Source organism: Bacillus sp. TL12 (assembly GCF_022625245.1).
In the GTDB taxonomy this organism is placed as follows: Bacteria; Bacillota; Bacilli; order Bacillales; family Bacillaceae_G; genus Bacillus_A.
Map to the genome: position 1 here is coordinate 1 of NZ_JAJJBY010000026.1, position 25649 is coordinate 25649.

At 36.0% G+C, this 25649-nt stretch carries 28 protein-coding genes and 2 riboswitches; of the genes, 11 read left to right on the forward strand and 17 right to left on the reverse strand.

Annotation, left to right across the window (positions count from 1 at the left end; translation table 11 throughout):
• Nucleotides 1–19: 19 nt before the first annotated feature.
• The 3 genes from LOK41_RS19950 to LOK41_RS19960 form a co-directional block, all read right to left on the reverse strand.
• Nucleotides 20–1195, reverse strand: coding sequence for an acetyl-CoA C-acetyltransferase (locus LOK41_RS19950; RefSeq protein WP_174099198.1), 1176 nt, complete (start codon nucleotides 1193–1195; stop codon nucleotides 20–22).
• Nucleotides 1196–1334: 139 nt separating this feature from the next.
• Entirely contained in the window at nucleotides 1335–1784 is a 450-nt protein-coding gene (locus LOK41_RS19955) for an NUDIX hydrolase (protein WP_174099197.1), read from the reverse strand.
• Nucleotides 1785–1904: 120 nt separating this feature from the next.
• Entirely contained in the window at nucleotides 1905–2198 is a 294-nt protein-coding gene (locus LOK41_RS19960) for a DUF3928 family protein (protein WP_241817991.1), read from the reverse strand.
• Nucleotides 2199–2590: 392 nt separating this feature from the next.
• Here LOK41_RS19960 and LOK41_RS19965 point away from each other — a divergent pair, with 392 nt between their 5' ends.
• Nucleotides 2591–3208: an ImmA/IrrE family metallo-endopeptidase gene (locus LOK41_RS19965; RefSeq protein WP_241817992.1), complete on the forward strand. Its 618-nt coding sequence runs from the start codon at nucleotides 2591–2593 to the stop codon at nucleotides 3206–3208.
• A gap of 163 nt (nucleotides 3209–3371) precedes the next feature.
• On the opposite strand, the gene LOK41_RS19970 is transcribed toward LOK41_RS19965, so the two are convergent.
• From LOK41_RS19970 to LOK41_RS19980, 3 genes are read right to left on the reverse strand one after another with little or no spacing between them, the layout of a single operon-like run.
• Complete coding sequence (locus LOK41_RS19970) at nucleotides 3372–4133, reverse strand: DUF1129 domain-containing protein (RefSeq protein ID WP_277818710.1); 762 nt, start codon at nucleotides 4131–4133, stop codon at nucleotides 3372–3374.
• Nucleotides 4134–4169: 36 nt separating this feature from the next.
• On the reverse strand, nucleotides 4170–4937 hold the full coding sequence (locus LOK41_RS19975) for a DUF1129 domain-containing protein (RefSeq protein ID WP_241818047.1): 768 nt from the start codon (nucleotides 4935–4937) through the stop codon (nucleotides 4170–4172).
• On the reverse strand, nucleotides 4937–5269 hold the full coding sequence (locus LOK41_RS19980; protein ID WP_241817993.1) for a PadR family transcriptional regulator: 333 nt from the start codon (nucleotides 5267–5269) through the stop codon (nucleotides 4937–4939). Before LOK41_RS19980 ends, LOK41_RS19975 begins: the two co-directional genes overlap by 1 nt.
• A 194-nt stretch (nucleotides 5270–5463) precedes the next feature.
• On the opposite strand from LOK41_RS19980, the gene LOK41_RS19985 reads away from it, so the two are divergent.
• Complete coding sequence (locus tag LOK41_RS19985; RefSeq protein ID WP_241817994.1) at nucleotides 5464–6240, forward strand: 3-hydroxybutyrate dehydrogenase; 777 nt, start codon at nucleotides 5464–5466, stop codon at nucleotides 6238–6240.
• A 45-nt stretch (nucleotides 6241–6285) separates the two neighbouring features.
• On the opposite strand, the gene LOK41_RS19990 is transcribed toward LOK41_RS19985, so the two are convergent.
• The 4 genes from LOK41_RS19990 to LOK41_RS20005 form a co-directional block, all read right to left on the reverse strand.
• On the reverse strand, nucleotides 6286–6447 hold the full coding sequence (locus LOK41_RS19990; protein WP_017151057.1) for a YvrJ family protein: 162 nt from the start codon (nucleotides 6445–6447) through the stop codon (nucleotides 6286–6288).
• Nucleotides 6448–6669: 222 nt separating this feature from the next.
• Entirely contained in the window at nucleotides 6670–7758 is a 1089-nt protein-coding gene (gene mtnA / locus LOK41_RS19995) for an S-methyl-5-thioribose-1-phosphate isomerase (protein ID WP_241817995.1), read from the reverse strand.
• A complete protein-coding gene (mtnK, locus tag LOK41_RS20000) occupies nucleotides 7755–8936 on the reverse strand; it encodes an S-methyl-5-thioribose kinase (protein WP_241817996.1) in 1182 nt (393 codons plus the stop codon). Before mtnK ends, mtnA begins: the two co-directional genes overlap by 4 nt.
• A gap of 90 nt (nucleotides 8937–9026) precedes the next feature.
• Nucleotides 9027–9168, reverse strand: a riboswitch (SAM riboswitch).
• Between the two features lie 73 nt (nucleotides 9169–9241).
• A complete protein-coding gene (locus tag LOK41_RS20005; RefSeq protein WP_241817997.1) occupies nucleotides 9242–10108 on the reverse strand; it encodes a carbon-nitrogen family hydrolase in 867 nt (288 codons plus the stop codon).
• Between the two features lie 14 nt (nucleotides 10109–10122).
• Here LOK41_RS20005 and LOK41_RS20010 point away from each other — a divergent pair, with 14 nt between their 5' ends.
• From LOK41_RS20010 to LOK41_RS20035, 6 genes are all read left to right on the forward strand, one after another.
• A complete protein-coding gene (locus LOK41_RS20010; RefSeq protein WP_241817998.1) occupies nucleotides 10123–11313 on the forward strand; it encodes a pyridoxal phosphate-dependent aminotransferase in 1191 nt (396 codons plus the stop codon).
• A gap of 52 nt (nucleotides 11314–11365) precedes the next feature.
• A riboswitch (SAM riboswitch) is annotated at nucleotides 11366–11471 on the forward strand.
• A 64-nt stretch (nucleotides 11472–11535) separates the two neighbouring features.
• Nucleotides 11536–12780 carry a 2,3-diketo-5-methylthiopentyl-1-phosphate enolase gene (mtnW, locus tag LOK41_RS20015; RefSeq protein ID WP_241817999.1) on the forward strand — a complete coding sequence of 415 codons (1245 nt, stop codon included), beginning with the start codon at nucleotides 11536–11538 and terminating at the stop codon, nucleotides 12778–12780.
• Entirely contained in the window at nucleotides 12777–13436 is a 660-nt protein-coding gene (locus LOK41_RS20020; protein ID WP_241818000.1) for a 2-hydroxy-3-keto-5-methylthiopentenyl-1-phosphate phosphatase, read from the forward strand. Before mtnW ends, LOK41_RS20020 begins: the two co-directional genes overlap by 4 nt.
• Nucleotides 13433–14071, forward strand: a complete 639-nt coding sequence (locus LOK41_RS20025; RefSeq protein ID WP_241818001.1) for a methylthioribulose 1-phosphate dehydratase — start codon at nucleotides 13433–13435, stop codon at nucleotides 14069–14071. The genes LOK41_RS20020 and LOK41_RS20025 overlap by 4 nt, the downstream gene beginning before the upstream one ends.
• Complete coding sequence (locus LOK41_RS20030) at nucleotides 14049–14579, forward strand: 1,2-dihydroxy-3-keto-5-methylthiopentene dioxygenase (protein WP_241818002.1); 531 nt, start codon at nucleotides 14049–14051, stop codon at nucleotides 14577–14579. Before LOK41_RS20025 ends, LOK41_RS20030 begins: the two co-directional genes overlap by 23 nt.
• Nucleotides 14580–15025: 446 nt before the next feature.
• Entirely contained in the window at nucleotides 15026–15301 is a 276-nt protein-coding gene (locus LOK41_RS20035) for a hypothetical protein (RefSeq protein WP_241818003.1), read from the forward strand.
• 119 nt (nucleotides 15302–15420) lie between these two features.
• Here the strand turns inward: LOK41_RS20035 and LOK41_RS20040 are convergent, their stop codons facing one another.
• From LOK41_RS20040 to LOK41_RS20055, 4 genes are all read right to left on the reverse strand, one after another.
• Complete coding sequence (locus LOK41_RS20040) at nucleotides 15421–15753, reverse strand: DUF3909 family protein (protein ID WP_241818004.1); 333 nt, start codon at nucleotides 15751–15753, stop codon at nucleotides 15421–15423.
• Nucleotides 15754–15757: 4 nt separating this feature from the next.
• Nucleotides 15758–16636: an NAD(P)-dependent oxidoreductase gene (locus LOK41_RS20045; RefSeq protein ID WP_241818005.1), complete on the reverse strand. Its 879-nt coding sequence runs from the start codon at nucleotides 16634–16636 to the stop codon at nucleotides 15758–15760.
• A 4-nt stretch (nucleotides 16637–16640) separates the two neighbouring features.
• Entirely contained in the window at nucleotides 16641–17771 is a 1131-nt protein-coding gene (locus LOK41_RS20050) for a serine hydrolase domain-containing protein (RefSeq protein ID WP_241818006.1), read from the reverse strand.
• 92 nt (nucleotides 17772–17863) lie between these two features.
• Nucleotides 17864–19156: a GGDEF domain-containing protein gene (locus LOK41_RS20055; RefSeq protein WP_174099314.1), complete on the reverse strand. Its 1293-nt coding sequence runs from the start codon at nucleotides 19154–19156 to the stop codon at nucleotides 17864–17866.
• 364 nt (nucleotides 19157–19520) lie between these two features.
• On the opposite strand from LOK41_RS20055, the gene LOK41_RS20060 reads away from it, so the two are divergent.
• The 3 genes from LOK41_RS20060 to LOK41_RS20070 all read left to right on the forward strand — a co-directional run bounded on the left by LOK41_RS20060 (nucleotide 19521) and on the right by LOK41_RS20070 (nucleotide 21246).
• Nucleotides 19521–20138: a nitroreductase family protein gene (locus LOK41_RS20060; protein ID WP_241818007.1), complete on the forward strand. Its 618-nt coding sequence runs from the start codon at nucleotides 19521–19523 to the stop codon at nucleotides 20136–20138.
• A gap of 218 nt (nucleotides 20139–20356) precedes the next feature.
• Nucleotides 20357–20575, forward strand: a complete 219-nt coding sequence (locus LOK41_RS20065) for a hypothetical protein (RefSeq protein ID WP_241818008.1) — start codon at nucleotides 20357–20359, stop codon at nucleotides 20573–20575.
• Nucleotides 20576–20904: 329 nt separating this feature from the next.
• A complete protein-coding gene (locus LOK41_RS20070) occupies nucleotides 20905–21246 on the forward strand; it encodes a DUF3915 family protein (protein WP_174099178.1) in 342 nt (113 codons plus the stop codon).
• Nucleotides 21247–21311: 65 nt separating this feature from the next.
• Here the strand turns inward: LOK41_RS20070 and ptsP are convergent, their stop codons facing one another.
• The 3 genes from ptsP to ptsG all read right to left on the reverse strand — a co-directional run bounded on the left by ptsP (nucleotide 21312) and on the right by ptsG (nucleotide 25485).
• On the reverse strand, nucleotides 21312–23024 hold the full coding sequence (gene ptsP / locus LOK41_RS20075; RefSeq protein ID WP_241818009.1) for a phosphoenolpyruvate--protein phosphotransferase: 1713 nt from the start codon (nucleotides 23022–23024) through the stop codon (nucleotides 21312–21314).
• Entirely contained in the window at nucleotides 23024–23287 is a 264-nt protein-coding gene (ptsH, locus tag LOK41_RS20080) for a phosphocarrier protein HPr (protein WP_000411078.1), read from the reverse strand. Before ptsH ends, ptsP begins: the two co-directional genes overlap by 1 nt.
• A gap of 134 nt (nucleotides 23288–23421) precedes the next feature.
• Nucleotides 23422–25485 carry a PTS glucose transporter subunit IIABC gene (gene ptsG / locus LOK41_RS20085; protein ID WP_241818010.1) on the reverse strand — a complete coding sequence of 688 codons (2064 nt, stop codon included), beginning with the start codon at nucleotides 25483–25485 and terminating at the stop codon, nucleotides 23422–23424.
• Nucleotides 25486–25649 lie beyond the last annotated feature (164 nt).

The following is a 25649-nucleotide window of genomic DNA, read 5'->3' on the forward strand; positions in this document are numbered from 1 at the left end:
GCAAATTGCTGCTTCTTTTTTACAACGCTTCTATAAATAACGCTACTCCAATGCCACCACCGACACAAAGAGATGCGATACCTTTTTCTAGTCCACGTCTTCTTAATTCGTGAATTAAACTTACCGTAATGCGCGCTCCTGTGCAACCAATTGGATGTCCAAGACCAACACCACTTCCGTTAACGTTTACTTTCTCACGGTTTAATCCAAGCTCTTTCTCAACCGCTAAATATTGTGCCGCAAACGCTTCATTAATTTCTAATAAATCAGCATCTTCTAATGACCAATTTACTTTCTCTAACCCTTTACGAATTGCTGGTGCTGGACCAATTCCCATAATCTTCGGATCTACCCCAGCTACAGAATAACCAACAATTCTAGCTAATGGTTGTAAACCTTTCTCCTTAGCCTTTTCTTCACTCATTAATACTAACACTGCACTTCCATCATTAATACCGGACGCATTCCCTGCAGTTACAGATCCACCTTTACGAAATGCTGGCTTTAGCCCAGCCAATTTTTCAGCTGTAATATCCGCACGTGGATGTTCATCCTTTGAAAATACTACTTCTTTTCTACGTTCTTTTATTGTAATAGGAACAATTTGTTCATCAAAATAACCTGATTCAATTGCTTGAAGCGCTAATTGATGGCTACGTAGCGCAACTTCATCTTGTTCCTCTCTTGTAATTTCATATTGTTCAACTAAATTTTCAGCTGTTTCTCCCATCATAATATGATGGATCGGATCTTCTAAAACTTCCCACACCGTATCACGAATTTCTCCATGCTGAAGACGCTGGCCCCATCGGTGCTGTTTTAATGCATAAGGGCTTGAGCTCATCGCTTCTACTCCACCCGCAATAACAACATCACTTACACCTAACTGAATTTGCATTGCTGCTGACATAATCGCTTGCATACCTGAAGAACATTGACGCTGAATTGTATAACCTGTAACTGTTTCTGGAAATCCTGCTGCTAATGCAGCTGTTCGCGCTGTATTTGCTTCGTCTGTTCTTTGAATACAGTGTCCTAAAATGACTTCATCCACTTCATGAGGGTCTACTCCACCTCTTTTGACAGCTTCTTGAAGTACAGGAACAGCTAATTCTACTGGCGTTACATTTTTTAGTGCTCCTCCAAAAGTTCCAATTGGCGAACGAACTGCGGCTGTAATGACAACATTATGCATCTTGCACTTGCCCCTCTCTTATGTACCCTAGTAAGTTTTTGGATGGAATAGCAGAAGATGTATATCTGAACTTATCATACTACAAACATACTAAAAAATCAAAATATTTCATATAGTAAAAAAAGAGGGAATTCCCTCTCTATTCCGTTAATGCGTATAAGAATTTTTGTAAAATTTTCTCTGTTGTTTTATTTAAATTCGGTAACTTTTCAGCAGGAAAATACTTGAGATCCAGCCCTTCTTCATCAAGCTCTACTTTACCACTCACGTGATGCGCTTGGTATAGATGAATTACATTATAAATTTCATCTCCATTTGGATAACGATAATATACATCTTTTCCAGAAAGGACACCAAGAAACTGCAACATCTTCGCTTCTAATCCTGTTTCTTCAAAAAGCTCTCGCCGAGCCGTTTCTTCCGTTGTTTCACCTAACTCCATTGCCCCACCTGGTATACCCCAATCATATGTATCCGAACGGTATTGAAGCAATACCTCTTGCTTTTCATTTAATATGATCACAGCTGATCCTACAAGAATTAACGGTCTTGTACCGACTGATTTTCGTAACTCCTCAATATACCCCATTATAACTCTCTCCTTTCCTCATCCTTCCTTATCATAGCAAAATTCTTTATTTTTTTGTGACATGCAAAAAAATATTCCTACTAACAAAAAAAGGAAGCATCTGCTCCCTTCTCATCATTTTTATTTTCGAAAACTTTCATATTTAACCGCTTCAAACGCATCTTCAATCTCTTCATTTCGATAATGAACATATGTAAAGCGTCCTAATTCTACTAATCGAGCAATTTCCTGTAATACTTTTTGCTTTTCATATGTCTCTTCAATCGTTACATGTACATAAAATTTCATAAGTGGATGTTCATATAAAACTTCTCCAACTTCTACATATACATTTTCTACCCCTTGAACCACTCTTACATAACTTGCAAACTGATAAACAGCTTCTCGATCTGAAACAATTTTTAATGTATACATACATTCTCCCCCCTTTTCTTTTACTATATCAAAATGAACCGCATATAATTTAATTAAACTATGAATATTTTCCGACTTCTTCCATTCATTCGTATATCCTATTCCTTCATCTACATCTTCTCAGTTAAAAACATAGCTATACATAAAGGAAAACTTTATTCAACCCTTACCAATTCGACTTTTATAGGCGATTCTCCCATCTAACTTCTTTGCTTTCACTAAATTTTGAGGTAGGAGTCTTACTGCCTGTTACTGTGGGATAAAATATATTATATTTTATCACCAATTCCAACACATCAAAATACACCTAATTTTTAGGGATTCTATCCATACACACCCGTTTCATTTCACATAGTATATCAATAAACTATTTTCCATTTGAGGTGTTTCTAATGGATCCGTACGTAAATATATGTATTTGTATTGCCCCAGACTCCGATATTACAAACGATCGCATTGCCAAAGATTTAGCAGTTGCTGAATCAATATGGCACCCCATTTCATTTCAAATTAAAGATGTCATTATCCTAAATGAATCATTTACATTCCATGATGGTGAAATTAGCTATATGGATGCTGTCCAGAACCAACCTAAAGTTTCTTCCTTTTTTAACACCTGTTCATCAGAAGTTCCAGATTGTGATATTTATATTTGTTATATTGGGAGTAATTATTTTAAAGAACAATCTGTAATTGCATGTGCCTACTCATTCGTTATAAACCAAATCCTCACAGGTTATATCATTCTTACTAATGCTGCTTCTCCTATGAAAAATATATATACACTTGCTCATGAAATAGGACATATTTTATTTACAAGGCGTATTAATGGAAAGCTTACCCATGCAGATCCACATTCTCCAACCGGTTCTGAGCATCACCCTTCTTCCACAAACCTCATGTATCCAATCGTACCTCGTCCTGATCAAGTACTCATTGAATCTTTATTAACAAAAGAACAGCGATCATTATCTTTACAGAGTTCTTTATTACACAGAGAAAAACAGTAGCTACGGACGCTACTGTTTCAAATCATTCATTCTGGCTGTAAGGATCGTATTGTGTCATAGAACAAATTGTCTTCTATCTTTTTTTATACTACTAACTCATCCGCACAGCCCTTTTCTATTCTATCAAACGTTCTCTATTATCAATCATATTTCGTTACTCAATCTATACATTCGAAGTATCCGTTCTTTTCAAATCTATTTTCATCAATACAATTAAACTTCCATATAGAAAGAGCGGTTCCAGTGCTCCGAAATTCGTATCTTTAATTGCTGTACATTCAAATACAAACATAATGGTAAATAATGCAACTACTTGAAGCAAGCCCATCCAGCTTGCTAAACGCATATTGATAATAGCCAATACACATAGTAATAATCCTCCTAATAGATAACTTTGCATTGAGGATAAATAAAAGAGTGGCGGTTCATACCATTTATTTAGTAACATAACCAAAACAATCAACGCGACTGGTAAAAGTGATATACATATATATAAAATAGAGAATTCCTTTAATTTACTTGTTATAAATACAGATTTACGAAAAGCAATGATTCCCATAGGAATGCTAATAGCCAATACTATTGGATAACCGATTAAACTAATTAATGATATAGATACAAGCTCATTCACACCATGAAATAAAAGATCTGGAACAGACCAATACGCAAGAACTCCAATGATAAAAGAAATGAATAGATTCATGTTTTCTTTTTTATCAAGCTCCATTTCTTTTGCTAACTCTTCAGCATATACCTCTGGTGAATCTCCAAAAATATCTGCAACTGTTTTTCCTTCCTTTTCTCCCTCTATTAAGTGAAGTTTTGCATCTTCTATAAAAGAATCAATATCTTCCTTTTTTATTCCCTTCGTTACTAAATATACTGTTATATCATCTAGAAATTTCTGTACTTCCTTTGAAAACATTATTTTCCTCCTTTTATTTAATACACGCTACCAAATTTACCTAGCTGCCTCTCTTTTATTCGCCTTCCTTATAAATTCAATAATAATAAGAATAAATAGACTGCCATACAAACACACAATCTGAAATAACATCGGCATTAAATCCTCTGATGTAAATGTTTTAAAGACGAGCATAATAGCAAGTGGAACCACTAAATATAAAACTTTATACCATCCTTCAAAGTACACGTTTATAATTACTGTTACGATGAAGATTGCGCCTGCTATCATATAGCTCTGCAACTGAGTTAATTCAATCATTGGTGTAGGATAGATGATATCCAGTATAATTACTGCTCCTAATAAAACCATCGGAACTGCCATCAATAACACTTGGACAAACAATTGTTTTGAAAAATGTAATCGAAAAGCCATTTCACGAAAAGCCAGATTGGGTACTACAAGCGCAATCATTAGTGACATCCCATAACCAATACATTGAACGACTGAAATCTGTAGTTGCCCACTATCATTTACAACTAAGATAGAGGCAATAATCCAAAACGCAACAATATTCATCACTGTATATCCGATTTGTTTCCAGCTCTCCCTGCGATCTTTTTCCATTACTTTAACAAGTTCATTTGCATATTCTTTTGGTGAGCTTCCAAAAATATCTGCTACACTTTTCCCGTCCATTTCACCTTCGATTAAATGTAACTTTGCATCTTCTAAAAAGCTCTCAACATCACTTTCTTTTACACCCTTTGCCGTTAAAAACATTCTCATATCTAATAAGAAATTTCTCGCTTCGGTAGATAGTATCATCGTCGTCTCCCCTTTCCTTCCAGTAAACGCTCTACACTACTTTGCATCGCTTCCCAGCGATCCATAAATTCATCCAGTGCATCTTCACCTTTTTCTGTTAATGTATAATATTTTCGCTTTGGACCAGATGGAGATTCCTTCATTGTACTTGCTATTAATCCTTCTTTTTGCATCCGTATTAATAACGGATAAATACTTCCTTCACTTGCCATTGTGAAACCGTACTTAGCTAGCTTTTCACTCATTTCATATCCGTATATCTCTCCTTCAGAAATGATGGCAAGGAGACATCCTTCTAAAATCCCTTTCAACATTTGACTTGTCGACATAATCAAAATCCTCCCTCTATCTTGTTTTACAAGATAGATAAGCGTAAGTATCTTGCTTTACAAAATAGTATAGCAAAAGCTATTTTGCAAAACAAGATAGTTCAGTATATTTTTCCAAATCTTTGCAGGATTTTCATTACATTCCCTCTAAATAGAGCACTAAGACAAATTTTATATAAAGGAGTGCTCTCATCATGATTTCAAATCGTGTCGTTTTTTTAACAGGTGCTGCAAGTGGAATTGGTTATGAAATGGGAAATGCTTTTGCAAAAGAAGGAGCAAAAGTGGTGATTAGTGATCGTCTTGAAGATCGTGCGAAGGAAGCTGCTGAACAGTTATGCAGAGAAGGTTATGAAGCAATAGGTCTAAGATGTGACGTTACATCTGAGCAAGAAATATCAGAAGCGATTTCTGAAACTGTTACAACATTCGGATCACTTGATGTGTTAATAAATAATGCTGGTATGCAACATGTTTCACCTATCGAAGAGTTTCCAACAAATAAGTTTGAACTTCTGATTCAAATTATGCAAATCGCACCGTTCATCGCAATAAAACATGCTTTTCCAATTATGAAAAAACAAAAGTATGGACGCATTATTAATGTTGCTTCTATTAATGGGCTCGTTGGATTTGCTGGAAAGGCTGCCTATAATAGTGCGAAACACGGTGTAATTGGTTTAACAAAAGTTGCTGCTTTAGAAGGAGCTACACATGGCATTACGGTAAACGCCCTCTGCCCCGGCTATGTAGACACACCACTTGTTCGAAACCAACTCCAAGATTTAGCGGCAACAAGAAACGTTCCCCTAGAGCGTGTATTAGAAGATGTGATTTATCCACTCGTACCACAAAAACGATTGCTAGCTGTAGAGGAAATTGCCGATTATGCTTTATTTTTAGCAAGTGAGAAAACAAAAGGAGTAACTGGTCAAGCTGTTGTCATTGATGGTGGTTATACAGCACAATAATCTTTTTAAAAGGCTTATGCCCTAGAAGAGCATAAGCCTTTTTCTTCACTTTGTTTCATGCGGAGCTTCATATCTTGTCATCTGTTGTGGTAATTTCTCAATCGCAACAATTACACCATCTAATTTACTTTCAATACGATGCAGTAAATATAATGTCACAACAATTGGAAATCCAACATTACCGATCATAGATATCCATTCCTCCATCTATTTCTCCTCCCTTCTTTTAAATAAATAGAAAAAAGAAAGGAAATTTGGCAATAAAAAAATAAAATATTGTATATTATATACCTTTTCATTTTCCGTCATATAAGTCACAGTTATAAAAACAAAAAAGGTTCACCACTCATTTTCCCCATCTGTTTTCATATGGCATGTGGCTAAAAAAGGAACTGACCGCCTCTACCCATGAGCGGATGCTCTCTTCCACTACTTTATGCCGGCCTTTCCATGCGTATTTGTTGAGCTTGTGTTCTCGAATAATGAAGCAATCTCTACTGAATAATCTCCTTGTAGAATTCCCTTTTCAGTAATAATTCCAATAATAAGATCATGCGGAGTTACATCAAATGCAGGATTATAAACACCAACGCCCTCTGGAGCAATTTGTTTTCCAAAAACCTTTGTAACTTCAGATTCATCGCGTTCTTCAATCACAATTTCAGCCCCTGTTTTCTTCGTAATATCAAATGTAGAAAGCGGAGCAGCAACATAGAAAGGAATATGAAAATATTTCGCTAGTATAGCTAAATTCAATGTCCCTATTTTATTTGCCGTATCACCGTTTGCAACAATTCGATCTGCTCCTACAATGATAGCAGAAATATTTTTTGTTCGAATCGCATGGGCCGCCATATTATCTGTAATGAGCGTTATATCAACACCAGCTTGTTGCAATTCCCAGGCAGTAAGGCGCGCTCCTTGCAAAACCGGCCTTGTTTCACATGCATAAGCATGTAAGTTCACCCCATGCTCTTTTCCAATATAAAACGGAGCTAGCGCTGTTCCATAACGAGCTGTAGCAATACTTCCTGCATTACAAATCGTTAAAATGTGATCACCATCTTTAAATCTAGTTAAAGCATGCTCTCCTATGCTACGGCATACACTTTCATCTTCTTGCTGAATTTTAAGTGCTTCCTCTTCTAATATTTTCCTTGCTTCTTTAATAGTTGTTACTTGCTTGATAGAAGCAGTCATACGATCAATTGCCCAAAATAAATTAACAGCCGTCGGACGTGAGGTTGCTAAATAATTACAATCTCTTTTAAATTGTTTTTCAAAGTCAGCGATATTCGTAGCATTATATCTTTTTGCTGCAAGCACTAAACCAAAAGCTGCTGTAATACCAATTGCAGGTGCTCCTCGCACTTCCAGCATAACAATACTTTTCCACACATCTTCAATATTGGTTAACGTTTTATATTCTACAACGTGCGGTAATCTCGTTTGATTTAATAATGCAATAGAATCTCCTTTCCAACTTATAGAACGTGGAACGGCAACTGTTGCACTCATGCTTTCACCCCTCCTGAAACAATATATTGAAATACCGTTTGAAACAATCGAGTATCCGCACCGGTCGTTTCATGTATCACTAGTTCTCTGCCTAAATATAATGCATGTTTTTTAGCTTGTATTCTTCTATTCTTATCCTGAATTCCATCTAAATCTGCTACATGTGCTAACCCAATTGTTCGACGAATGATTTCACACCCCGCAAACCCAACTGCATCAGCAAAAATATTTTGCAGTACAATTGCCAGCCATTGTTTCTCCTTTGTATAGGATTCTACTCCTTCTAGTACCCAGAGTTTTGTAAATACTTCTACAAAATTACTCCATGTTTTTTCAATATGATAGAATAATACACTTCGCTTCTCTTCTTCCCTTGATAGCGCATTTAATAATAAATTTGCTATAAATTGACCTAGATCAAATCCGAATGGTCCATATGTTGCAAACTCTGGATCAATTACCTTTGTTTCAGAAGGTGATGAAAAAATACTACCTGTATGTAAATCGCCATGAATTAATGCTTCTTTTCTCGTTAAAAATTTATATTTATACTGTGCTACCTGTAATTTCAATTTCTTATCACACCAAAGCTCATCTAATGTAGGCTGTAATTCTTTCTCATAATCATTTGTATCATAGTTTCCAAATGGATCTGTAAACACAAGATCTTCTGTAATTTTGCAAAGATCAGGGTTTACAAACTTTCCATCTAGCACCCTTTTCTCTTCTGTTAATAGACCAAAATCTGACGTATAAAAAAGAACGTGTGCCAAAAAGCGTCCAATATGCTGAGATAAAAGTGGATAATCTTCCCCTTCACTCAAACCTTTTCGAGTAATGGTAAGAGATGATAAATCCTCCATTACTGTCACAGCTAATTCTTCATCATGACCATATACTTTCGGAACATATTCTGGTACATATTTTGCAAAAACTTGCAATGCTTGACTTTCAATTGTGGCTCTTCTTAGTGAAAGTGGCCAACTTTCCCCAACGACTTTCGCATATGGGAGAGCTTGTTTTACAATGATACCGCGTTCTCCATCATGAAGCCGGAATACATAATTTATATTTCCATCCCCTATTTCATGGCAAGTTACCTTTGCTTTTTTCTCAAAGTACCCCTGCTCTTTTGCATACTCAACTGCTGTTTCTTTTGTTAATGAACGATATCCCATTTTTTATCCCCCTTTATTAAATTCAGAGGCTTTTCATCATAAGAAAAACCTCTTTCCATGAAGAAAGAGGTTTGAAGTTGATCTTCTCCCCTCTTATCTGTCAGAAAGCGATCCTTTCTGCTGGAATTAGCACCGTGCCTTTTTGGCGCATAAGCGCCCCATCTCACAATGGTATTACGGTCGGTTGCTGGGTTTCATCGGGCCAAATCCCTCCACCTGCTCTTGATAAGAGTTGCATGATTTATTCGAATTTTTAAGTTTCTGTTACAGACTATAACAAGAATAAAAATCATTTGTCAATATTTTTATTTATATAATTCTGGACGTCGATCAGCAAAGACAGGAATTCCCTTACGCACTTCCTTAATTTTTTCTAACTCTAAATTCCCATGCAAAATAGACTCTTCTTCTCCTGCTTCTGCTACAATTTCTCCCCATGGATTAACAATAAGAGAATGTCCAGCAAATACATTATTTGGATCCTCTCCTGCTCTATTGCATGCAACCACATAACATTGATTTTCAACTGCTCTCGCTTGAAGAAGTAAACGCCAATGAGCTAAGCGAACAAGTGGCCATTCTGCTACAACGAATAATACATTTACCCCTTTTACAGTATGAACACGCATCCATTCTGGAAAACGAATATCATAACAAATGACACCACCGCACTGTACACCATCCAATGTAAATTCTCCTGTTTCATCACCTGCTATTAAATAGTTATGTTCATTCATCAACTGGAACAAATGAACCTTACTATACTCACTTTGTAGTTTTCCTTCACGATTCACTGTATACATCGTATTCGTAACACCATGCTTTGTTTGCTTCGCAATAGAACCACCGACAATATTCACACCATATTGCTGTGCCCAATCTGAAAGAAGTTGCTTTGTTTGAATCCCATCCCCATCTGCAATTTCCGGCAATCTCTCCAAATCATAACCAGTCGTCCAAAGTTCTGGTAATACGATAACGTCCGGTTTTCCTTGCATCGCCTCTTCTATTTTTTTCTTTGCATTTTCAATATTTATTTTTACATTACCAAAAGCAATATCCATTTGAATACATGCGACTTTCACTTTATCCACCCCATCTTCAATTATTTTTTCTTTACAAAAACTTAGAAAGGTTATATCATTTGTCACTAGAATTGTAACAACTTTCAAAAGAGGTGGAAAGTATGAAATATTTTCAACCTTCCGAGATTGTAACATCATTACCAACGCAATTTTTCGCTTCACTTGTTGCAAAAGTTAACAAAGTCGTCGAAGCAGGGCACGATGTTATCAATCTAGGTCAAGGTAATCCAGATCAACCAACACCGCCGCATATCGTAACAGCTTTACAACGTGCAGCAGAAAAAGCAGTTCATCACAAATACCCCCCATTTCGCGGACATGAAAGCTTAAAAAAAGCCGTTGCGACATTCTATGAACGTGAATACGGAGTCAAAATAAACCCTAAAACAGAAGTCGCTATTTTATTTGGTGGTAAAGCTGGGCTGGTTGAATTGCCGCTTTGTTTTACAAACCCTGGTGACACAATACTTGTACCTGATCCAGGATATCCTGACTATTTATCAGGCGTCGCTTTAGCGAAAGCAAAGTTTGAGACGATGCCATTATTAGCAGAAAATGACTTTTTACCGGATTACACTAAAATCAATGATTCTATTGCCAAACAAGCTAAAATGATGTTTTTAAATTATCCTAATAATCCAACTGGTGCTATTGCATCAAAAGAATTTTTTGAAGAAACAATATCATTTGCAAATGAAAATGATATTTTAGTAGTTCACGACTTCGCTTATGGAGCAATTGGTTTTGACGGCAACAAACCAACTAGCTTCTTACAAGTAGACGGTGCAAAAGATGTTGGCATTGAAATTTATACACTATCAAAAACATTTAATATGGCTGGTTGGCGAATCGCCTTTGCAATTGGTAACGAAAGCGTCATTGAAACGATTAATTTATTGCAAGATCATATGTATGTTAGTATATTTGGCGCTGTACAAGAGGCTGCTAGCGTTGCATTATTAAGCTCACAATCTTGTGTAACAGAGCTAGTTGATCGATATGAATCTAGAAGAAATGCACTTATTTCAGTATGTCATTCAATCGGTTGGAATGTACTCGCACCAAAAGGCTCTTTTTTTGCTTGGCTTCCTGTTCCAGCAGGTCTTTCATCTGAGGAGTTTGCTGATATATTATTAGAACAAGCTCATGTAGCTGTCGCACCTGGAGTCGGATTCGGCGAACACGGTGAAGGTTACGTTCGGGTCGGATTATTACATACAGAAGAACGGTTACAAGAAGCAGTTCAGCGAATTGATAAATTAAAAATTTTCAAAAAACCATTGACACCATAAAAAAACTCTGTCAAAATTCAGATATCGAAAAAATTTAAACATTTCTAAATACTTCTTATCAAGAGCAGGTGGAGGGACGAGCCCGACGAAACCCGGCAACCGATCTACAATTGTAGGCACGGTGCTAATTCTCGCAGCATTACGCTGACAGATAAGGAGCTGGTTGTAAAAAAACCTCTCCTTAGCTGAGAGGTTTTTTTATTTAACTAGGAGGTTATGAAAATGAGCGGAATAACAGCAACTTATTTAATTCATGATGATTCTCATAATTTAAACCAAAAAGCGGAGCAAATCGCTCTCGGTTTGACAATTGGTTCATGGACTCATTTACCACACTTATTACAAGAACAATTAAAACAACATAAAGGCCACGTCATTCATGTTGAAAAATTAGAAGAACAAGAACATGTAAATGTGTACCTTGGAAAAAAAGTAACGCGTGGACTCATTAAAATTCATTATCCATCATTAAATTTCAGCCCTGATTTACCGGCCATTTTAACAACAACATTTGGAAAATTATCATTAGATGGCGAAATTAAATTGATTGATTTAACATTTTCAGATGACTTAAAAAAGCATTTCCCTGGTCCTAGATTCGGTATTGAAGGAATTCGAAATCTCTTACATATTCATGACCGTCCACTTCTAATGAGTATTTTCAAAGGAATGATTGGACGCAATATCGGATATTTAAAAACCCAGCTACGCGATCAAGCAATTGGCGGTGTAGATATTGTAAAAGATGATGAGATTTTATTTGAAAACTCATTAACGCCACTTACGAAACGAATTCATACTGGAAAAGAAGTATTACAATCTGTATACGAAACATATGGTCATAAGACTTTATATGCAGTGAATTTAACGGGACGCACATATGACCTTAAGGAAAACGCAAAACGCGCTGCACATGCTGGTGCAGATATTCTTCTGTTCAATGTATTCTCGTATGGATTAGATGTATTACAATCTCTTGTGGAAGATAATGATATATCCATTCCAATTATGGCTCATCCTGCTGTAAGCGGTGCATACGCTTCATCGGAATTATATGGCCTTTCTTATCCATTGCTACTTGGAAAGCTACTTCGTTATGCTGGTGCAGATTTTTCTTTATTTCCATCACCATACGGCAGTGTTGCATTAGATAAAAACGAAACTCTTCTTATTACAAATGCATTAACTGAACAAGATCAATCTTTAAAACAAAGCTTCCCTGTTCCATCGGCTGGCATCCATCCTGGTTTTGTTCCATTTATCCTTCGTGATTTTGGTAAGGAGGTTGTCATTAATGCAGGTGGTGGTATTCACGGTCATCCAAGCGGTGCACAAGGCGGAGGAAAAGCGTTCCGAGCAGCAATTGATGCTACTTTGCAAGGAACACCATTACATGAAGTCGGTAACACTGATTTACATGTTGCACTGCAATTATGGGGAAACCCATCTGGCGAGGTGAAACTATGAACCTTCAGATTTTTTGTGACTTCGATGGTACGATTACGAACAATGATAATATCATTGCCATTATGGAGAAATTCGCTCCACCAGAATCTGAGGAGATAAAACGAAGGATATTATCACAAGATCTTTCTATTCAAGAAGGAGTCTCACAACTTTTTAAATTATTACCAACAACTTTGCATGATAATATCATCAAGTTTCTAAAAGAAACGGCTAATATACGCACTGGTTTTGAAGAGTTTTTGCAGTTTATAAATGAACATAACATTTCTTTTTATATTATTTCTGGAGGAATGGATTTCTTCGTTCATCCCCTCTTAGAAGGGCTCGTTCCGGAAAACCGAATTTATTGCAATACAACTGATTTTTCTGAAGAATACATCAAAGTAAAATGGCCACACCCTTGCGATGAACATTGTAATTATAACTGCGGCCTTTGTAAATCAACATTAATTCGACAGCTTAGTTGTAAAGATGCTTTTCATATTGTAATAGGTGACTCCATCACAGATTTACAAGCAGCTAAACAAGCTGATAAAGTATTCGCCCGGGATTTTCTTATTACAAAATGTGAAGAACACCATATTCCTTACACACCATTTGAAACGTTTTATGATATTCAAACTGAATTACGGCACTTGTTGGAGGTAAAGCTATGAAACAACTTTTTCATCAATGGCATAACCTAAGTGAACTAAAAAAAGAATTAACCAGTCGCAACTGGTTTCCAGCAACAAGTGGAAATATTTCTATAAAAGTAAATCACGAACCACTTACTTTTCTTATCTCAGCAAGCGGGAAGGATAAAACAAAAACAACACCTGATGATTTCCTATTAGTTGATTATCAAGGAAAACCTGTCTTAGATACCGATTTACGTCCTTCTGCCGAAACCATATTGCATACGCATATTTACAATCATACAAATGCTGGTTGCGTCCTGCATGTCCATACAACTGATAATAATGTCATCACAAATTTATATAAGGAAGAAGTTATTCTTCGTAACCAAGAAATTATTAAAGCTCTTGATATTTGGGAAGAAGGTGCAACCATTCACATTCCAATTATTGAAAATGATGCCCACATCCCTTCACTTGGAGAGAAATTCAAGAAGCACATCCATGAAGATTCAGGAGCTATATTAATCCGAAACCACGGTATTACCGTTTGGGGAAAAGATAGCTTTGACACAAAGAAACGATTAGAAGCATATGAGTTTTTATTCCAATTTCATATAAAACTATTATCAATTCAGGGAGGCGTTTCACATGGCGCAAATTCGTATTCATGAAATAAATACCCGCATTGAAAATGAAGTAGAAGTGAAGCAATTTTTACAAGGAGAAGGCGTTTTATATGAGAAATGGGATATTTCAAAACTTCCTGCTCATTTAAAAGAAAACTACTCCTTAACTGATGAAGACAAAAAAGAAGTTTTAACAATATTCTCTAAAGAAATTGCTGATGTTTCAGAGCGTCGAGGTTATAAAGCACATGATGTTATTTCCCTTTCAAATGCAACACCTAACCTCGATGAGTTATTAATTAACTTTAAACAAGAACATCATCATACAGACGATGAAGTTCGTTTTATTGTCAGTGGGCATGGCATCTTTGCCATCCAAGACAAAGATGGTCGCTTCTTCGATGTTGAACTTGAACCTGGTGATTTAATCTCTGTACCTGAAAATGCAAGACATTATTTCACATTACAAGATGATCGCCAAGTTGTAGCCATTCGTATCTTTGTTACAACGGAAGGCTGGGTTCCTATTTACCCCGCTATTCGCGGGCAGTAAGTTCTCCACTCAAGCTTGAGAGAGAAACAAGGAAGATAGGCGGGAGATCAACTGCCCATAAAAGCCTGATTGGTGAGGGCTCATAATCAGTGGGGGATAAAGCCCCCCACTGATTAAAGCTTCACTTTACTAAGGTAGTTAGTTGAATAAAAGGAATTGGACCCCCTTTTCCTTCCTTTTATTCACTCTACATATATACATCCTCCTATGGAACAGGCTTATTTCAAAAATATGAAATAAGCCTGCTTTTTTATTTTCTCCCGCCTCGCAGATTCATCACCTAGAATAAATGATCCCCTTATTTTTTCTTTTTCCATTTTATCAAGTATATTTATCAATAATTTTTGAACATTTTTTGAACTTTTTTCTGAAAATTCTGTTTAAATTGTGTTATAATACAAATAATAGAAAATGTATCGAAAAAACTGTAAAAGAGGGGGAAGAACATGAATTTAATTATAGCACTTATACTTGGGGTTACTTGTGGAGCTATTCCTGCTATTCTCGGTGCAATTATGGAGGAATTAGAAATTGGTATGTTAGGTTTTGTCGCATCTTCTGTAAGCGCTTTACTTTTTGGCTTGTACGGTGCTATTCCTGTCGCTATTCTCTTTTCATTATATATATTACGTCATGCTCGCACAAAGCAATTCAATCGAAACCATATGGCCCAAATCATTCCATTTCCAATTGAACGCTCTCGTCGTGCTTCAAGCTTATAATCTCATTATTATATCCTCACAATATATCTACTTTAATACAGCCTACCCTTGTCAAATTTAGCTTCCAATTCCAAAAAACATTTTAAACATAATAAAAAAGTCCTCATTTGAGGACTTTTTTATTTATTAGCTTCCAAAAACTGAAATAGTTCTTGTAAATGGAGAGCATCTTCTCCATAACTAACAGATACATAACATACTCCATCAATTTCAGCATGCATATAAAGAGCGATACCTTCACGGTCATACTTTAAAGCTAAATAAAATTCCATTTCTTCTAGCATTTTCTTTGATGTTCGAATAACATAATGGCCATTCTCATCACGTCCATATTCAAATGTTGGCTCAAAATCATATTTTTGTTTAAATGCTGCTTGTTGTTTATCATTAATCGGCATACAAGTTGTACGCTGCACAGCATCAATCATTCCATCAAATGTTTCTAAATTCATCATATTACCCCCTTATGTATTTTTTATATAATACTTGTGTTCCACTATCTTCCTCTCCCGCTTCTATTAATTGTTCATATAAGTCTTTCGCGAGGGTTAAACCTGGTACAGGTAATTCTAACTTTTCAGCCTCATCTAATGCAATCTTCATGTCCTTCATGAAGTGTTTTACATAAAACCCTGGCGCAAAGTCCTCCTTTAGCATACGCGGAGCTAAATTACTTAATGACCAACTACCAGCTGCTCCAGTTGAAATACTTTTTAATACTTTATCTGGATCTAATCCCGCTTTCTTTGCATACGCTACCGCTTCACAAACTCCTATCATATTAGAAGCGATCGCAATTTGATTACACATTTTTGTATGCTGTCCACTTCCTGCTGACCCTTGTAATTGAATATTTTCTCCTAACTTCTCAAATAACGGCAAACAAGCTTCATATACTTCTTGATCTCCACCAATCATAATAGCCAGTCTACCTTCTTTTGCACCAATATCTCCTCCCGATACTGGCGCATCTAAAGTATGTACATTTTTTGTTTTTCCATTTTCATATATACGTTTTGCTAACGTTGGTGTCGATGTTGTAAAATCAATTGTAATTGTCCCTTCATTTGCATGTTCCAGAATTCCCTCTGTTCCAAAATAAATTTCTTCTACATCATGCGGATATCCTACCATCGTCATAACAACATCTACATTCTTTACTAATTCTTTTGGCGAATTACACCAATGCGCTCCTTCTTTTAATAAAGAAGTTGCTTTTTCTTTCGTACGGTTATATACATATACTGTATAACCACTTTGTAATAAATGATGTACCATACTTTTCCCCATAACACCTGTACCTATAAAACCAATTGACGAAATTACTTGTTTCATCCACTCATCCCCTTTGTTCTAATAAGTCACTTACCATTTTTCGAAATTCCTTATTGAAATCATCATTTATACTATTTTGTACATTTGAAAATAAGATAACAAACGTTCCCTTATCTTTATTAAAATTATTAAATGTATTCCAACCAGCTACTACACCATGATTATGAAAATAATCAGGATAAATATAAAAACTAAATGCATACTTTTTTTCTGCTGAAGGCATAAACATTGCTTGTATACTTTGCAGTGAAAGAAGTTTTCCATTTATAATTGCTTCATCTAATTTCTTCATATCCCCAACTGTAGTATACATCTCACCGCAGCCATATAGCCAGTTCATTGCTAATTTTGGAGCTGGTACAAGTATATTATTTTCCTTTTTGTACCCTTTCGTGAAATATCTCTCTCCTAGCGCCATATTCCCCATACCTGACTCATGCATGCCCGCTCGCGCAAATATATTTTCCTTTACGTATTCTTCTAAAGGCTTCTTAGATATATTTTCTATAATATAAGCAAGCACCATATAATTATAGTCAGTGTATTCCCAACCAGTACCAGGTGGAAAAGCTACTTGCTGGTTTCCAATCCAAGTAACTAACGCCAAACGGGATGTAGCATTCACTTTTCCCTTTCCCTTCCCTGGTAAGCCAGAAGTGTGTGTGAGAAGGTGGTATAATGTAATATTTTTTTCTGCGGGGAATGAAGGGATATATTTATTTACATTGTCCTGAATATTTACTTTCCCCTGCTCTTGCAACTGTAAAATGGATGTTGCCACAACAGTCTTAGTAATTGAACCGATGCGATACTTTGTTTGCGATGTATTTTTAATTTTATTTTGCACATCCGCATATCCATAACCTTTATTGAGTAATACATGACCTTTATCCTCGACAAGAACTGTTCCATTAAAGTCTTTGTCTATTAAATATTGGTCTAACTTTTGTGCAATACTAGCATAATCAATTGGTGGTTGCTTTTTTTCTTCCAAATTATCCTGTAATTCAGATTTAGTAGAAGGGATTACCTTTGATATTGGCGCCTCTGACTTCTCCAGCGTATCCCAAAAATAGTACACAATTCCGCATACTAAAAAGCAACACAAGACCATCATAATCAATCTTTTTAGCATTTAAAAACCTCCGCAGTTACTTCATCATAAATGGTCTCCTATCTCTATTATCAAACAACAGAAAAAAATCGCAACACTTTGTTGCGAAAAATTCACATTTTTTCTTCTCTATATAAACGTACTTGGTTTTTTCCATTTTTTTTCGCTTCATATAAAGCAATATCTGCTCGCTGTATTAACTCCTCTTTTGTAATTCCTTGCTCATACAAAGCAATACCAAAACTTGCAGTTAATTTTGAAATACTAGAGAACTGTTTCGTTTCAATAAAAAAACGTAAAGATTCAGCAACTTGGAAAGCCTCTTTTTCCGTTGTATTTATTACTAATATACTAAATTTCTCTCCACCCCACCGTGCAAAAATATGCTGGGATGCTATTTTAGATTTCATAAGTTCAGCTAACTGAATTAATGCTAAATCACCAAAATCATGCCCATATGTGTCATTCACTTTTTTAAAATCGTCTATATCAAAAAGAATAACCGCCATTGTTTGATTCATTCGTTTTTCATTTTTCCAGTTTTCTTCTAATACTTGTTGAAACTTCAAACGGTTGTATATTTCTGTTAAAGAATCAATTGCAGCAAGCTGTTCTTGCTCTTGATATAATTCATCTAATTCCGTAATATCGGTACACTTAACAATAAACCTAGACAAATCTTCTGGTACAGATACGGCACGTAATAAAAAAATGAACTCTTCACCTTCATAATTATACATTTTTATTTTTCTGGATTGTTCTAAAGAATCATCGAGCCAAGTTATATCGTGATTTGTTGTGTAATATCCATGCTCTTGAATAAAATGTTCCGCAAATACCATATGATTCTCATGATATGAAAATAAATTTTCATATCCAAAAAAACTCAAAAAGTTCGTATTACAGTCGACGATTTCATCATCTTCTACAATAAATAATAAATCATTTTGAAAATCAAACATCATTTGAAGAAGCTCTTGTTGAATAGTTAATTGCTGCAATAGTGATAATTGATAAAGGCTTTTGTTTACCTCTTCTAGCACAACCTGCGGTGTAACAGGAGCCATCACAATATTTCGTACCCCTATTGTAAGTAGATCTACAAATTTTGACGTCACCGGCTGATCCCAAATAACTATAAAAGAACTCATTGAATTATATATGTGTTTTATATGCTCTACTTGTGCACCATTCGACACATAAATGATTACAATTTGTGGTCGCACTTTTTCATATAATAGTTCTCCTTCTTCAAAACTATTTGCTATAAACATACATTTGGGATGTATATTGTCAATCGTATACTGGTGATTACAACCTTCTTCTATATAAAGTACATTTACATGGAGATCTTGTAATACATTTTGAAAAACCGTATTCTCTAATAAAAAATGTAGTATGTTCACCACTGGTCTTCACTCACTTCATATATCCTGTTCTACTGAATTCTTCACTATCCTTTTCTATAAGGGACCGCTATCAAAAGAACCCGATTGATGAGGGCTGAGTATCAGCAGGAACGAAGAACCCTCCCACTGACAGGAGCTTCACTTTACATATTTCTTTCTTAATCTGTGAATCATCTTTTTATTGTATGATTTCATGAATGATAGCGATTGTACGAATGTCCTCTTTTTATTTATTCTATTCTCAACAACTTGACAATTAAAATAAAGGTATTATACTCTTTTACAGTGATAACTTACAAAACGTAAGTAAAAATTACATATAGTATTTTTTGTAAATCGACATACAACTTGGAGGTATATTATGGCACAGCAAGATTTTTTTACTGTTTTATATGAACGAACATCTAATCGTGCATTCAATCCTGAAAGGGAAATTTCAAAAGAAGAATTACAAGAAATTTTGAAAGCAGCGGGCCAAGCACCGTCAGCTTGGAACTTACAACATTGGAAGTTTCTTGTTTTCCAAGGTAAAGATGTACAAAGCCGTTTACATCCAATCGCTTATAATCAACAACAAATTCTTGACGCCTCTGCAGTAGTCGCTATTTTAGGTGACCTAGAAGCGAATAAAAACATTGATCCTGTATATGGACCAATTGTAGAGCAAGGATTTATGAAAGAAGAGGCCAAAGAACGTTTGGCACAAAATATTGAATCTGCATATAAGCGTGAACAATATCCACGAGATGCAGCCTTCTCTAATGCATCACTAGCAGCAATGCAGCTTATGCTTGCAGCAAAAGCAACTGGCTGGGATACTTGTGCGATCGGCGGCTTTAATCCACAAGCACTAATGGATGAATTTAATGTTTCTTCTCGCTATGTACCAATCATGCTAATTACAATTGGGGAATCGACTTTAAAAGGACATCCAGCACCACGTATGAATGTCGAACAAGTGACTGAGTGGGTAAAATAAACAGTCCCACAATGACATAAAAACCGAAGGAGATTCCTTCGGTTTTTATGTCATTTCTTTGTAATATTTCAACATATACAAATAACGATTCACCCCTCTCTCCCCCTTTGAACCGAAATATTTTGTCGAACTTTGTTACATACTGAAATATAAGGGGTGCTTTTTTGTTACAATTGTGATACAATAGTAACAAATAGATAACAAGAGAGGGATTTTCATTGAATTCATATGGAAGCTTTATTGCATTTTTAAGCTATACCGTAACTGTACTGCTTCTATACTTTATTGGAGATGCCACAAATATTACAATGTTACAATTTCCAAAAGAAAAAGCACTACAGCTAGAAGAAGGACTACATATCTCACAATCTATCGTACCATTACTGTTGGCTCTTCCCGTATATGCAATCGTTTTATATAAAAGTAAAAAAGTGTAAAGGATACCTCGTTATAAATGAAGGTGTCTTTTTCTATGTATCCGGTTATTCGTGAATAGTCGAACCTCTCCTAAAGATTCTTGTTGATTCAAAGATGAGAAACACAGGATAACTCCCCATAAAATTCCGATGCTTGAATAAAGAAAAAACACGAATAAAATTTGCAATCTATCTTCCCCTGTCATTTGTCCTTATCCAAATACCATTAAATAACAAACACCCATCTAGTCATTTAAAATAAGTAAATATCCCAACAAAAATTCCACGCTATGTCCAATCACCACATATGGAACTTACATACATTATAAGTGTGAAGGGGGTGAAGAATTATGTTTGGATCTTTTGGATGTCGTGATGACTTCAGAGGTTGTAACTTTGACGATGGGTGTAAAAGAGATGATCGCAGAGATGATGATTTTCACAAAAAATCACTATGCAATGTCCTTATTAACATTTCAATTGGAACAAAAATTTCTCTTCTAAAAGTTAAAGATTGTGGTACGTTCCGTGATGTAGTATTTGAAGGGTTTTCTTGTGGGGTGGCTCTCTTCTCCAAGAATAACTGCAGAAACGATAATCACCATGAGCCATGTGATAACAAACACAAAGACGATTTTAAAGGATTATTACGTGTTTGCCCAGAGGATATAATCGCAATTGCAATTTGTTAGAAGATTAGCCTTGTACAAAAAACCTGAGACCGATTTCAAATCGGTCTCAGGTTTTCTTTTTACTATTAAATACTTTTAACTAATTCAACAACTTCTTCAGCAGTTGACATTGTTAATGCTTTTTGTGCTAACTCTTCCATTTGTGCTTTTGACAACTTACTTAGTTGTGTTCTTGCAGGAAGGATAGATGTTGCACTCATGCTAAATTCATCTAAACCTAATCCAAGTAGTAATGGGATTGCAAGCGAATCTCCTGCCATCTCACCACACATACCAGCCCATTTTCCTTCTTTATGAGCAGCATCGATAACCATTTTTACAAGACGTAAAATAGATGGGTTATACGGTTGATATAGGTAAGATACACGTTCATTCATACGGTCAGCAGCCATTGTATATTGGATTAGATCATTTGTTCCGATAGAGAAGAAATCAACTTCTTTAGCAAACTGATCTGCTAATACTGCAGAAGCAGGGATTTCAACCATCATACCTACTTCAATATCGTCAGAAACAGTTGTACCAGCCCCAACAAGTCTTTCTTTCTCTTCTAATAAAATCGCTTTTGCTTGACGGAATTCATCAAGAGTTGCAATCATTGGGAACATAATTTTTAAATTACCATATACACTTGCACGAAGTAATGCACGAAGTTGCGTACGGAACACATCTTGTTCTTCAAGGCATAAGCGAATTGCACGGTAACCTAAGAATGGGTTCATTTCTTTTGGTAAATGTAAGTATAGAAGTTCTTTATCTCCACCAATGTCAAGTGTACGAACAACAACTGGTTGACCTTCTTTTACACCTTCAAGAACTGCTTTATACGCTTCGAACTGCTCTTCTTCTGTTGGAAGATTGTCACGGCCCATGTATAAGAATTCTGTACGGTATAATCCAACGCCTTCTCCACCATTGTCGATGATACCTTGTACATCATTTGGTGTTCCGATGTTAGCAACAAGCTCAACATGGTGTCCGTCGCTTGTTACAGTAGCTTGATCTTTTAATTTCGCCCATTCTGCTTTTTGCTCTTCGAATTTTGCTTTCTTTTCTTCGAAAGTACGAAGCGTTTCTTCAGAAGGGTTTACAATTACTTCTCCATCTAGACCGTCGATAATTACGATATCGCCGTTTTGGATTTTCTCCATAACAACTTTCGTACCAACAACAGCTGGAATTTCCATAGAACGAGCCATAATTGCAGAGTGAGATGTACGTCCACCGATATCAGTTGTGAAACCTTTTGCATACTTACGGTTTAACTGAGCTGTATCAGATGGTGTTAAATCTTCAGCAATGATGATGACTTCTTCAGCAATTGTACCTGGATTTGAGAAGTTAATTCCTAGTAAATGTGCAAGAACGCGTTTTGTTACGTCGCGAATATCCGCTGCACGTTCTTTCATATATTCATTATCCATGTTTTCAAACATAGTAATGAACATCGTTGCAACTTCATCCATTGCAAATTCAGCATTTACTTTTTCACTATTTACTTTATCTTTTACTGGATTTACTAGTTCTGGATCATTTAGTACTAGTAAATGTGCTTCAAAGATAGCAGCTTTATCAGCACCAAGTTCAGCAAAAGCATGGTCTTTAATTGCTTCTAATTCAAATTTTGCTTTTTCAAGCGCAGCGTCTAAGCGTGCAATTTCTGCAGCTTCATCCGTAATCGTTTTCTTTTCAATGTTGAATTCAGGATTTTCAAGTCTGAAAGCCTTCGCAATAGCAATCCCACTTGATGCAGCGATCCCTTGAATGTTAAGAGTCATTATTCTCCTAATCCTTCGTTTTTCATAGTTTCTTCGATAGCTGCTAGTGCTTGAGCTGCATCATCACCATTTGCAGTGATTTTAATTTCTGCGCCTTGTTGAATACCTAAAGACATAACACCCATGATTGATTTTAAGTTAACGTTTTTACCGTTATATTCTAAGTTAATATCAGCACCGAATTTGCTTGCAGTGTTAACAAGTAAAGTTGCTGGACGAGCATGAATTCCTGAGTCGCTAGTTACTTTAAAGATTTTTTCCATAATAATCTATCTCCTTTAAATACAGTATTTTTTGGTTGTATAGACGTTAGTACTACATCATCTATTGTATATAATAGGCGATGTTCGGTCAACCACATCGCCCATTATAATTATAAACATTTTGCGTCAATTTCTTACTGAATGTCAATAATAGATGCTTCGCCTTTCTTGACATTACCTTCTTTTTTCAATTCAACTTGTTGTCCTTGGCCTAAATTTGTAAAAATAATTGGTGTGATAATAGATGGTGCATTTTCTTTTACAAATGTTAGGTCTACTTTTAATAAAGGTTGTCCTTGTTTCACTTGATCACCTTGTGCTACAAGCGCTTCAAAACCTTCACCATTTAATTTTACAGTATCAATACCGAAGTGAATTAAAATTTCTTTTCCACCTTCAGATTGAATACCAATTGCGTGTTTTGTAGGGAATACATTCACAATTTCACCGTTAACTGGAGAAACTACTGTTCCTTCTGTTGGTTCGATTGCAAATCCATCTCCCATCATTTTCCCTGAGAATACTTGATCAGGTACTTCTGTAATCGGTAAAATTTTCCCTTCAATTGGTGATACGATTGTCTCGTTTTCATCCACTTTTTGAGGAGTTTCTTCTACTTTTACAGGCTCTTCTTTTTCAACATGAGGCGTGCGACCTGACATAATATCATGAATTTGTGATTTCAATGTGTCTGATTTCGGTCCGAAAATAGCTTGAATGTTATTTCCAACTTCAAGTACACCAGCTGCTCCAAGTTCTTTTAAACGATCTTTGTTTACATTTTTTTGTTCATTAACTTGAACACGTAAACGTGTGATACAAGCGTCTAGAGAAGCAATATTCTCTTTACCACCAAGCGCCACTAATACTTCACGTGGAAGTTCGCCTGCTTCTGTTTTTCCTACGCCATCAGCATCTGTTGTTACTTCACGACCAGGTGTTTTTAAATCCCATTTACGGATTGCAAAACGGAATCCGAAGTAGTAAATTACCGCAAGTACAAGACCTACAACGATTACCCACCACCATGGTGTACGGTTCTGAAGTACACCGAATAAGATAAAGTCAATTAAACCACCAGAGAATGTCATACCAATTTTAACACCTAAAATATGCATTGTCATAAACGATAAACCAGCAAATACAGCATGTATTCCGAATAATACTGGTGCTACGAATAAGAATGAAAATTCAAGTGGTTCTGTAATACCTGTTAAGAAAGATGTTAACGCAGCGGAGCCTAAAATACCTGCTGCTAATTTTTTGTTTTCCGGACGAGCTTCATGATACATTGCTAACGCTGCTGCTGGAAGACCGAACATCATGAACGGATACTTACCTGTTGTAAATGTACCAGCTGTTAATTCTACACCGTCTTTTAGCTGTGCCATAAAGATTTTTTGGTCACCGCGAATTAATTCGCCTGCCGCATTTGTATATTGACCGAACTCGAACCAGAACGGTGAATAGAAAATATGATGTAGTCCAAATGGAATTAAGGAACGTTCAATTAAGCCGAAAATAAATGCTGCTAATGTTTTGTTTGCATCAATCATTTGGTGCGAGAATGTATTTAAGCCACCTTGAATTGTTGGCCAGATAAAGCACATTAAAATCCCTAATAGTAAAGAGAATGCTGCTGTTGCAATCGGTACGAAACGCTTACCTGCAAAGAACCCTAAATACGGTGGCAATTCAATATTGAAATATTTATTATAGCAATACGCCGCTAATATCCCGACGATAATACCACCAAACACTCCAGTTTGCAGTGTTGGAATTCCTAATACGTTTGCATACGCTGGATCTGCAAAACCAATTTTAACTGGATCAGATCCAACACTCGTTACTTTTACTAGCTTGTCTACTTCTAGGAACACACTCATTGTTTTGTTCATAATTAAGTAGCCAACGAAAGCTGCTAACCCAGCTACTCCGTCTCCACCAGCAAGTCCAATCGCTACCCCAACTGCAAATAATAACGCCAGGTTTGCGAAAATAATATCACCAGATTGTTCCATGATTTTTGCAACCATTACAAACCAATCTGCTTTTAAAGCAGGAATGAAATTTGTTAACGTTTCATTTTGAAATGCGTTACCAAATCCAAGTAAAATACCTGCTGCCGGTAAAATCGCTACTGGAAGCATAAGCGCTTTTCCGACTTTTTGAAGAACACCAAAGATCTTCTTAAACATGGAAACCCTTCCTCTCTTATCTATATTGTACTTTTCGACAAACGCCAAAAAGGCATGAGGAAAAAAAGATAGAACGATAGCTATACAAAGGGTAGTATATCCCTTTCTCTAGCTTACATTCCTGACTTTTCTCCACTCATGCCTGATCGAATCAGTAACACGTG

Coding starts and splice junctions, on each gene's coding strand:
- LOK41_RS19950 (WP_174099198.1), bottom strand. CDS start 1,195: ATGCATAATGTTGTCATTACAGCCGCAGTTCGTTCGCCAATTGGAACT.
- LOK41_RS19955 (WP_174099197.1), bottom strand. CDS start 1,784: ATGGGGTATATTGAGGAGTTACGAAAATCAGTCGGTACAAGACCGTTA.
- LOK41_RS19960 (WP_241817991.1), bottom strand. CDS start 2,198: ATGTATACATTAAAAATTGTTTCAGATCGAGAAGCTGTTTATCAGTTT.
- LOK41_RS19965 (WP_241817992.1), top strand. CDS start 2,591: ATGGATCCGTACGTAAATATATGTATTTGTATTGCCCCAGACTCCGAT.
- LOK41_RS19970 (WP_277818710.1), bottom strand. CDS start 4,133: ATGTTTTCAAAGGAAGTACAGAAATTTCTAGATGATATAACAGTATAT.
- LOK41_RS19980 (WP_241817993.1), bottom strand. CDS start 5,269: ATGTCGACAAGTCAAATGTTGAAAGGGATTTTAGAAGGATGTCTCCTT.
- LOK41_RS19985 (WP_241817994.1), top strand. CDS start 5,464: ATGATTTCAAATCGTGTCGTTTTTTTAACAGGTGCTGCAAGTGGAATT.
- LOK41_RS19990 (WP_017151057.1), bottom strand. CDS start 6,447: ATGGAGGAATGGATATCTATGATCGGTAATGTTGGATTTCCAATTGTT.
- mtnA (WP_241817995.1), bottom strand. CDS start 7,758: ATGAGTGCAACAGTTGCCGTTCCACGTTCTATAAGTTGGAAAGGAGAT.
- mtnK (WP_241817996.1), bottom strand. CDS start 8,936: ATGGGATATCGTTCATTAACAAAAGAAACAGCAGTTGAGTATGCAAAA.
- LOK41_RS20010 (WP_241817998.1), top strand. CDS start 10,123: ATGAAATATTTTCAACCTTCCGAGATTGTAACATCATTACCAACGCAA.
- mtnW (WP_241817999.1), top strand. CDS start 11,536: ATGAGCGGAATAACAGCAACTTATTTAATTCATGATGATTCTCATAAT.
- LOK41_RS20020 (WP_241818000.1), top strand. CDS start 12,777: ATGAACCTTCAGATTTTTTGTGACTTCGATGGTACGATTACGAACAAT.
- LOK41_RS20025 (WP_241818001.1), top strand. CDS start 13,433: ATGAAACAACTTTTTCATCAATGGCATAACCTAAGTGAACTAAAAAAA.
- LOK41_RS20030 (WP_241818002.1), top strand. CDS start 14,049: ATGGCGCAAATTCGTATTCATGAAATAAATACCCGCATTGAAAATGAA.
- LOK41_RS20035 (WP_241818003.1), top strand. CDS start 15,026: ATGAATTTAATTATAGCACTTATACTTGGGGTTACTTGTGGAGCTATT.
- LOK41_RS20040 (WP_241818004.1), bottom strand. CDS start 15,753: ATGAATTTAGAAACATTTGATGGAATGATTGATGCTGTGCAGCGTACA.
- LOK41_RS20045 (WP_241818005.1), bottom strand. CDS start 16,636: ATGAAACAAGTAATTTCGTCAATTGGTTTTATAGGTACAGGTGTTATG.
- LOK41_RS20050 (WP_241818006.1), bottom strand. CDS start 17,771: ATGCTAAAAAGATTGATTATGATGGTCTTGTGTTGCTTTTTAGTATGC.
- LOK41_RS20060 (WP_241818007.1), top strand. CDS start 19,521: ATGGCACAGCAAGATTTTTTTACTGTTTTATATGAACGAACATCTAAT.
- LOK41_RS20070 (WP_174099178.1), top strand. CDS start 20,905: ATGTTTGGATCTTTTGGATGTCGTGATGACTTCAGAGGTTGTAACTTT.
- ptsP (WP_241818009.1), bottom strand. CDS start 23,024: ATGACTCTTAACATTCAAGGGATCGCTGCATCAAGTGGGATTGCTATT.
- ptsH (WP_000411078.1), bottom strand. CDS start 23,287: ATGGAAAAAATCTTTAAAGTAACTAGCGACTCAGGAATTCATGCTCGT.
- ptsG (WP_241818010.1), bottom strand. CDS start 25,485: ATGTTTAAGAAGATCTTTGGTGTTCTTCAAAAAGTCGGAAAAGCGCTT.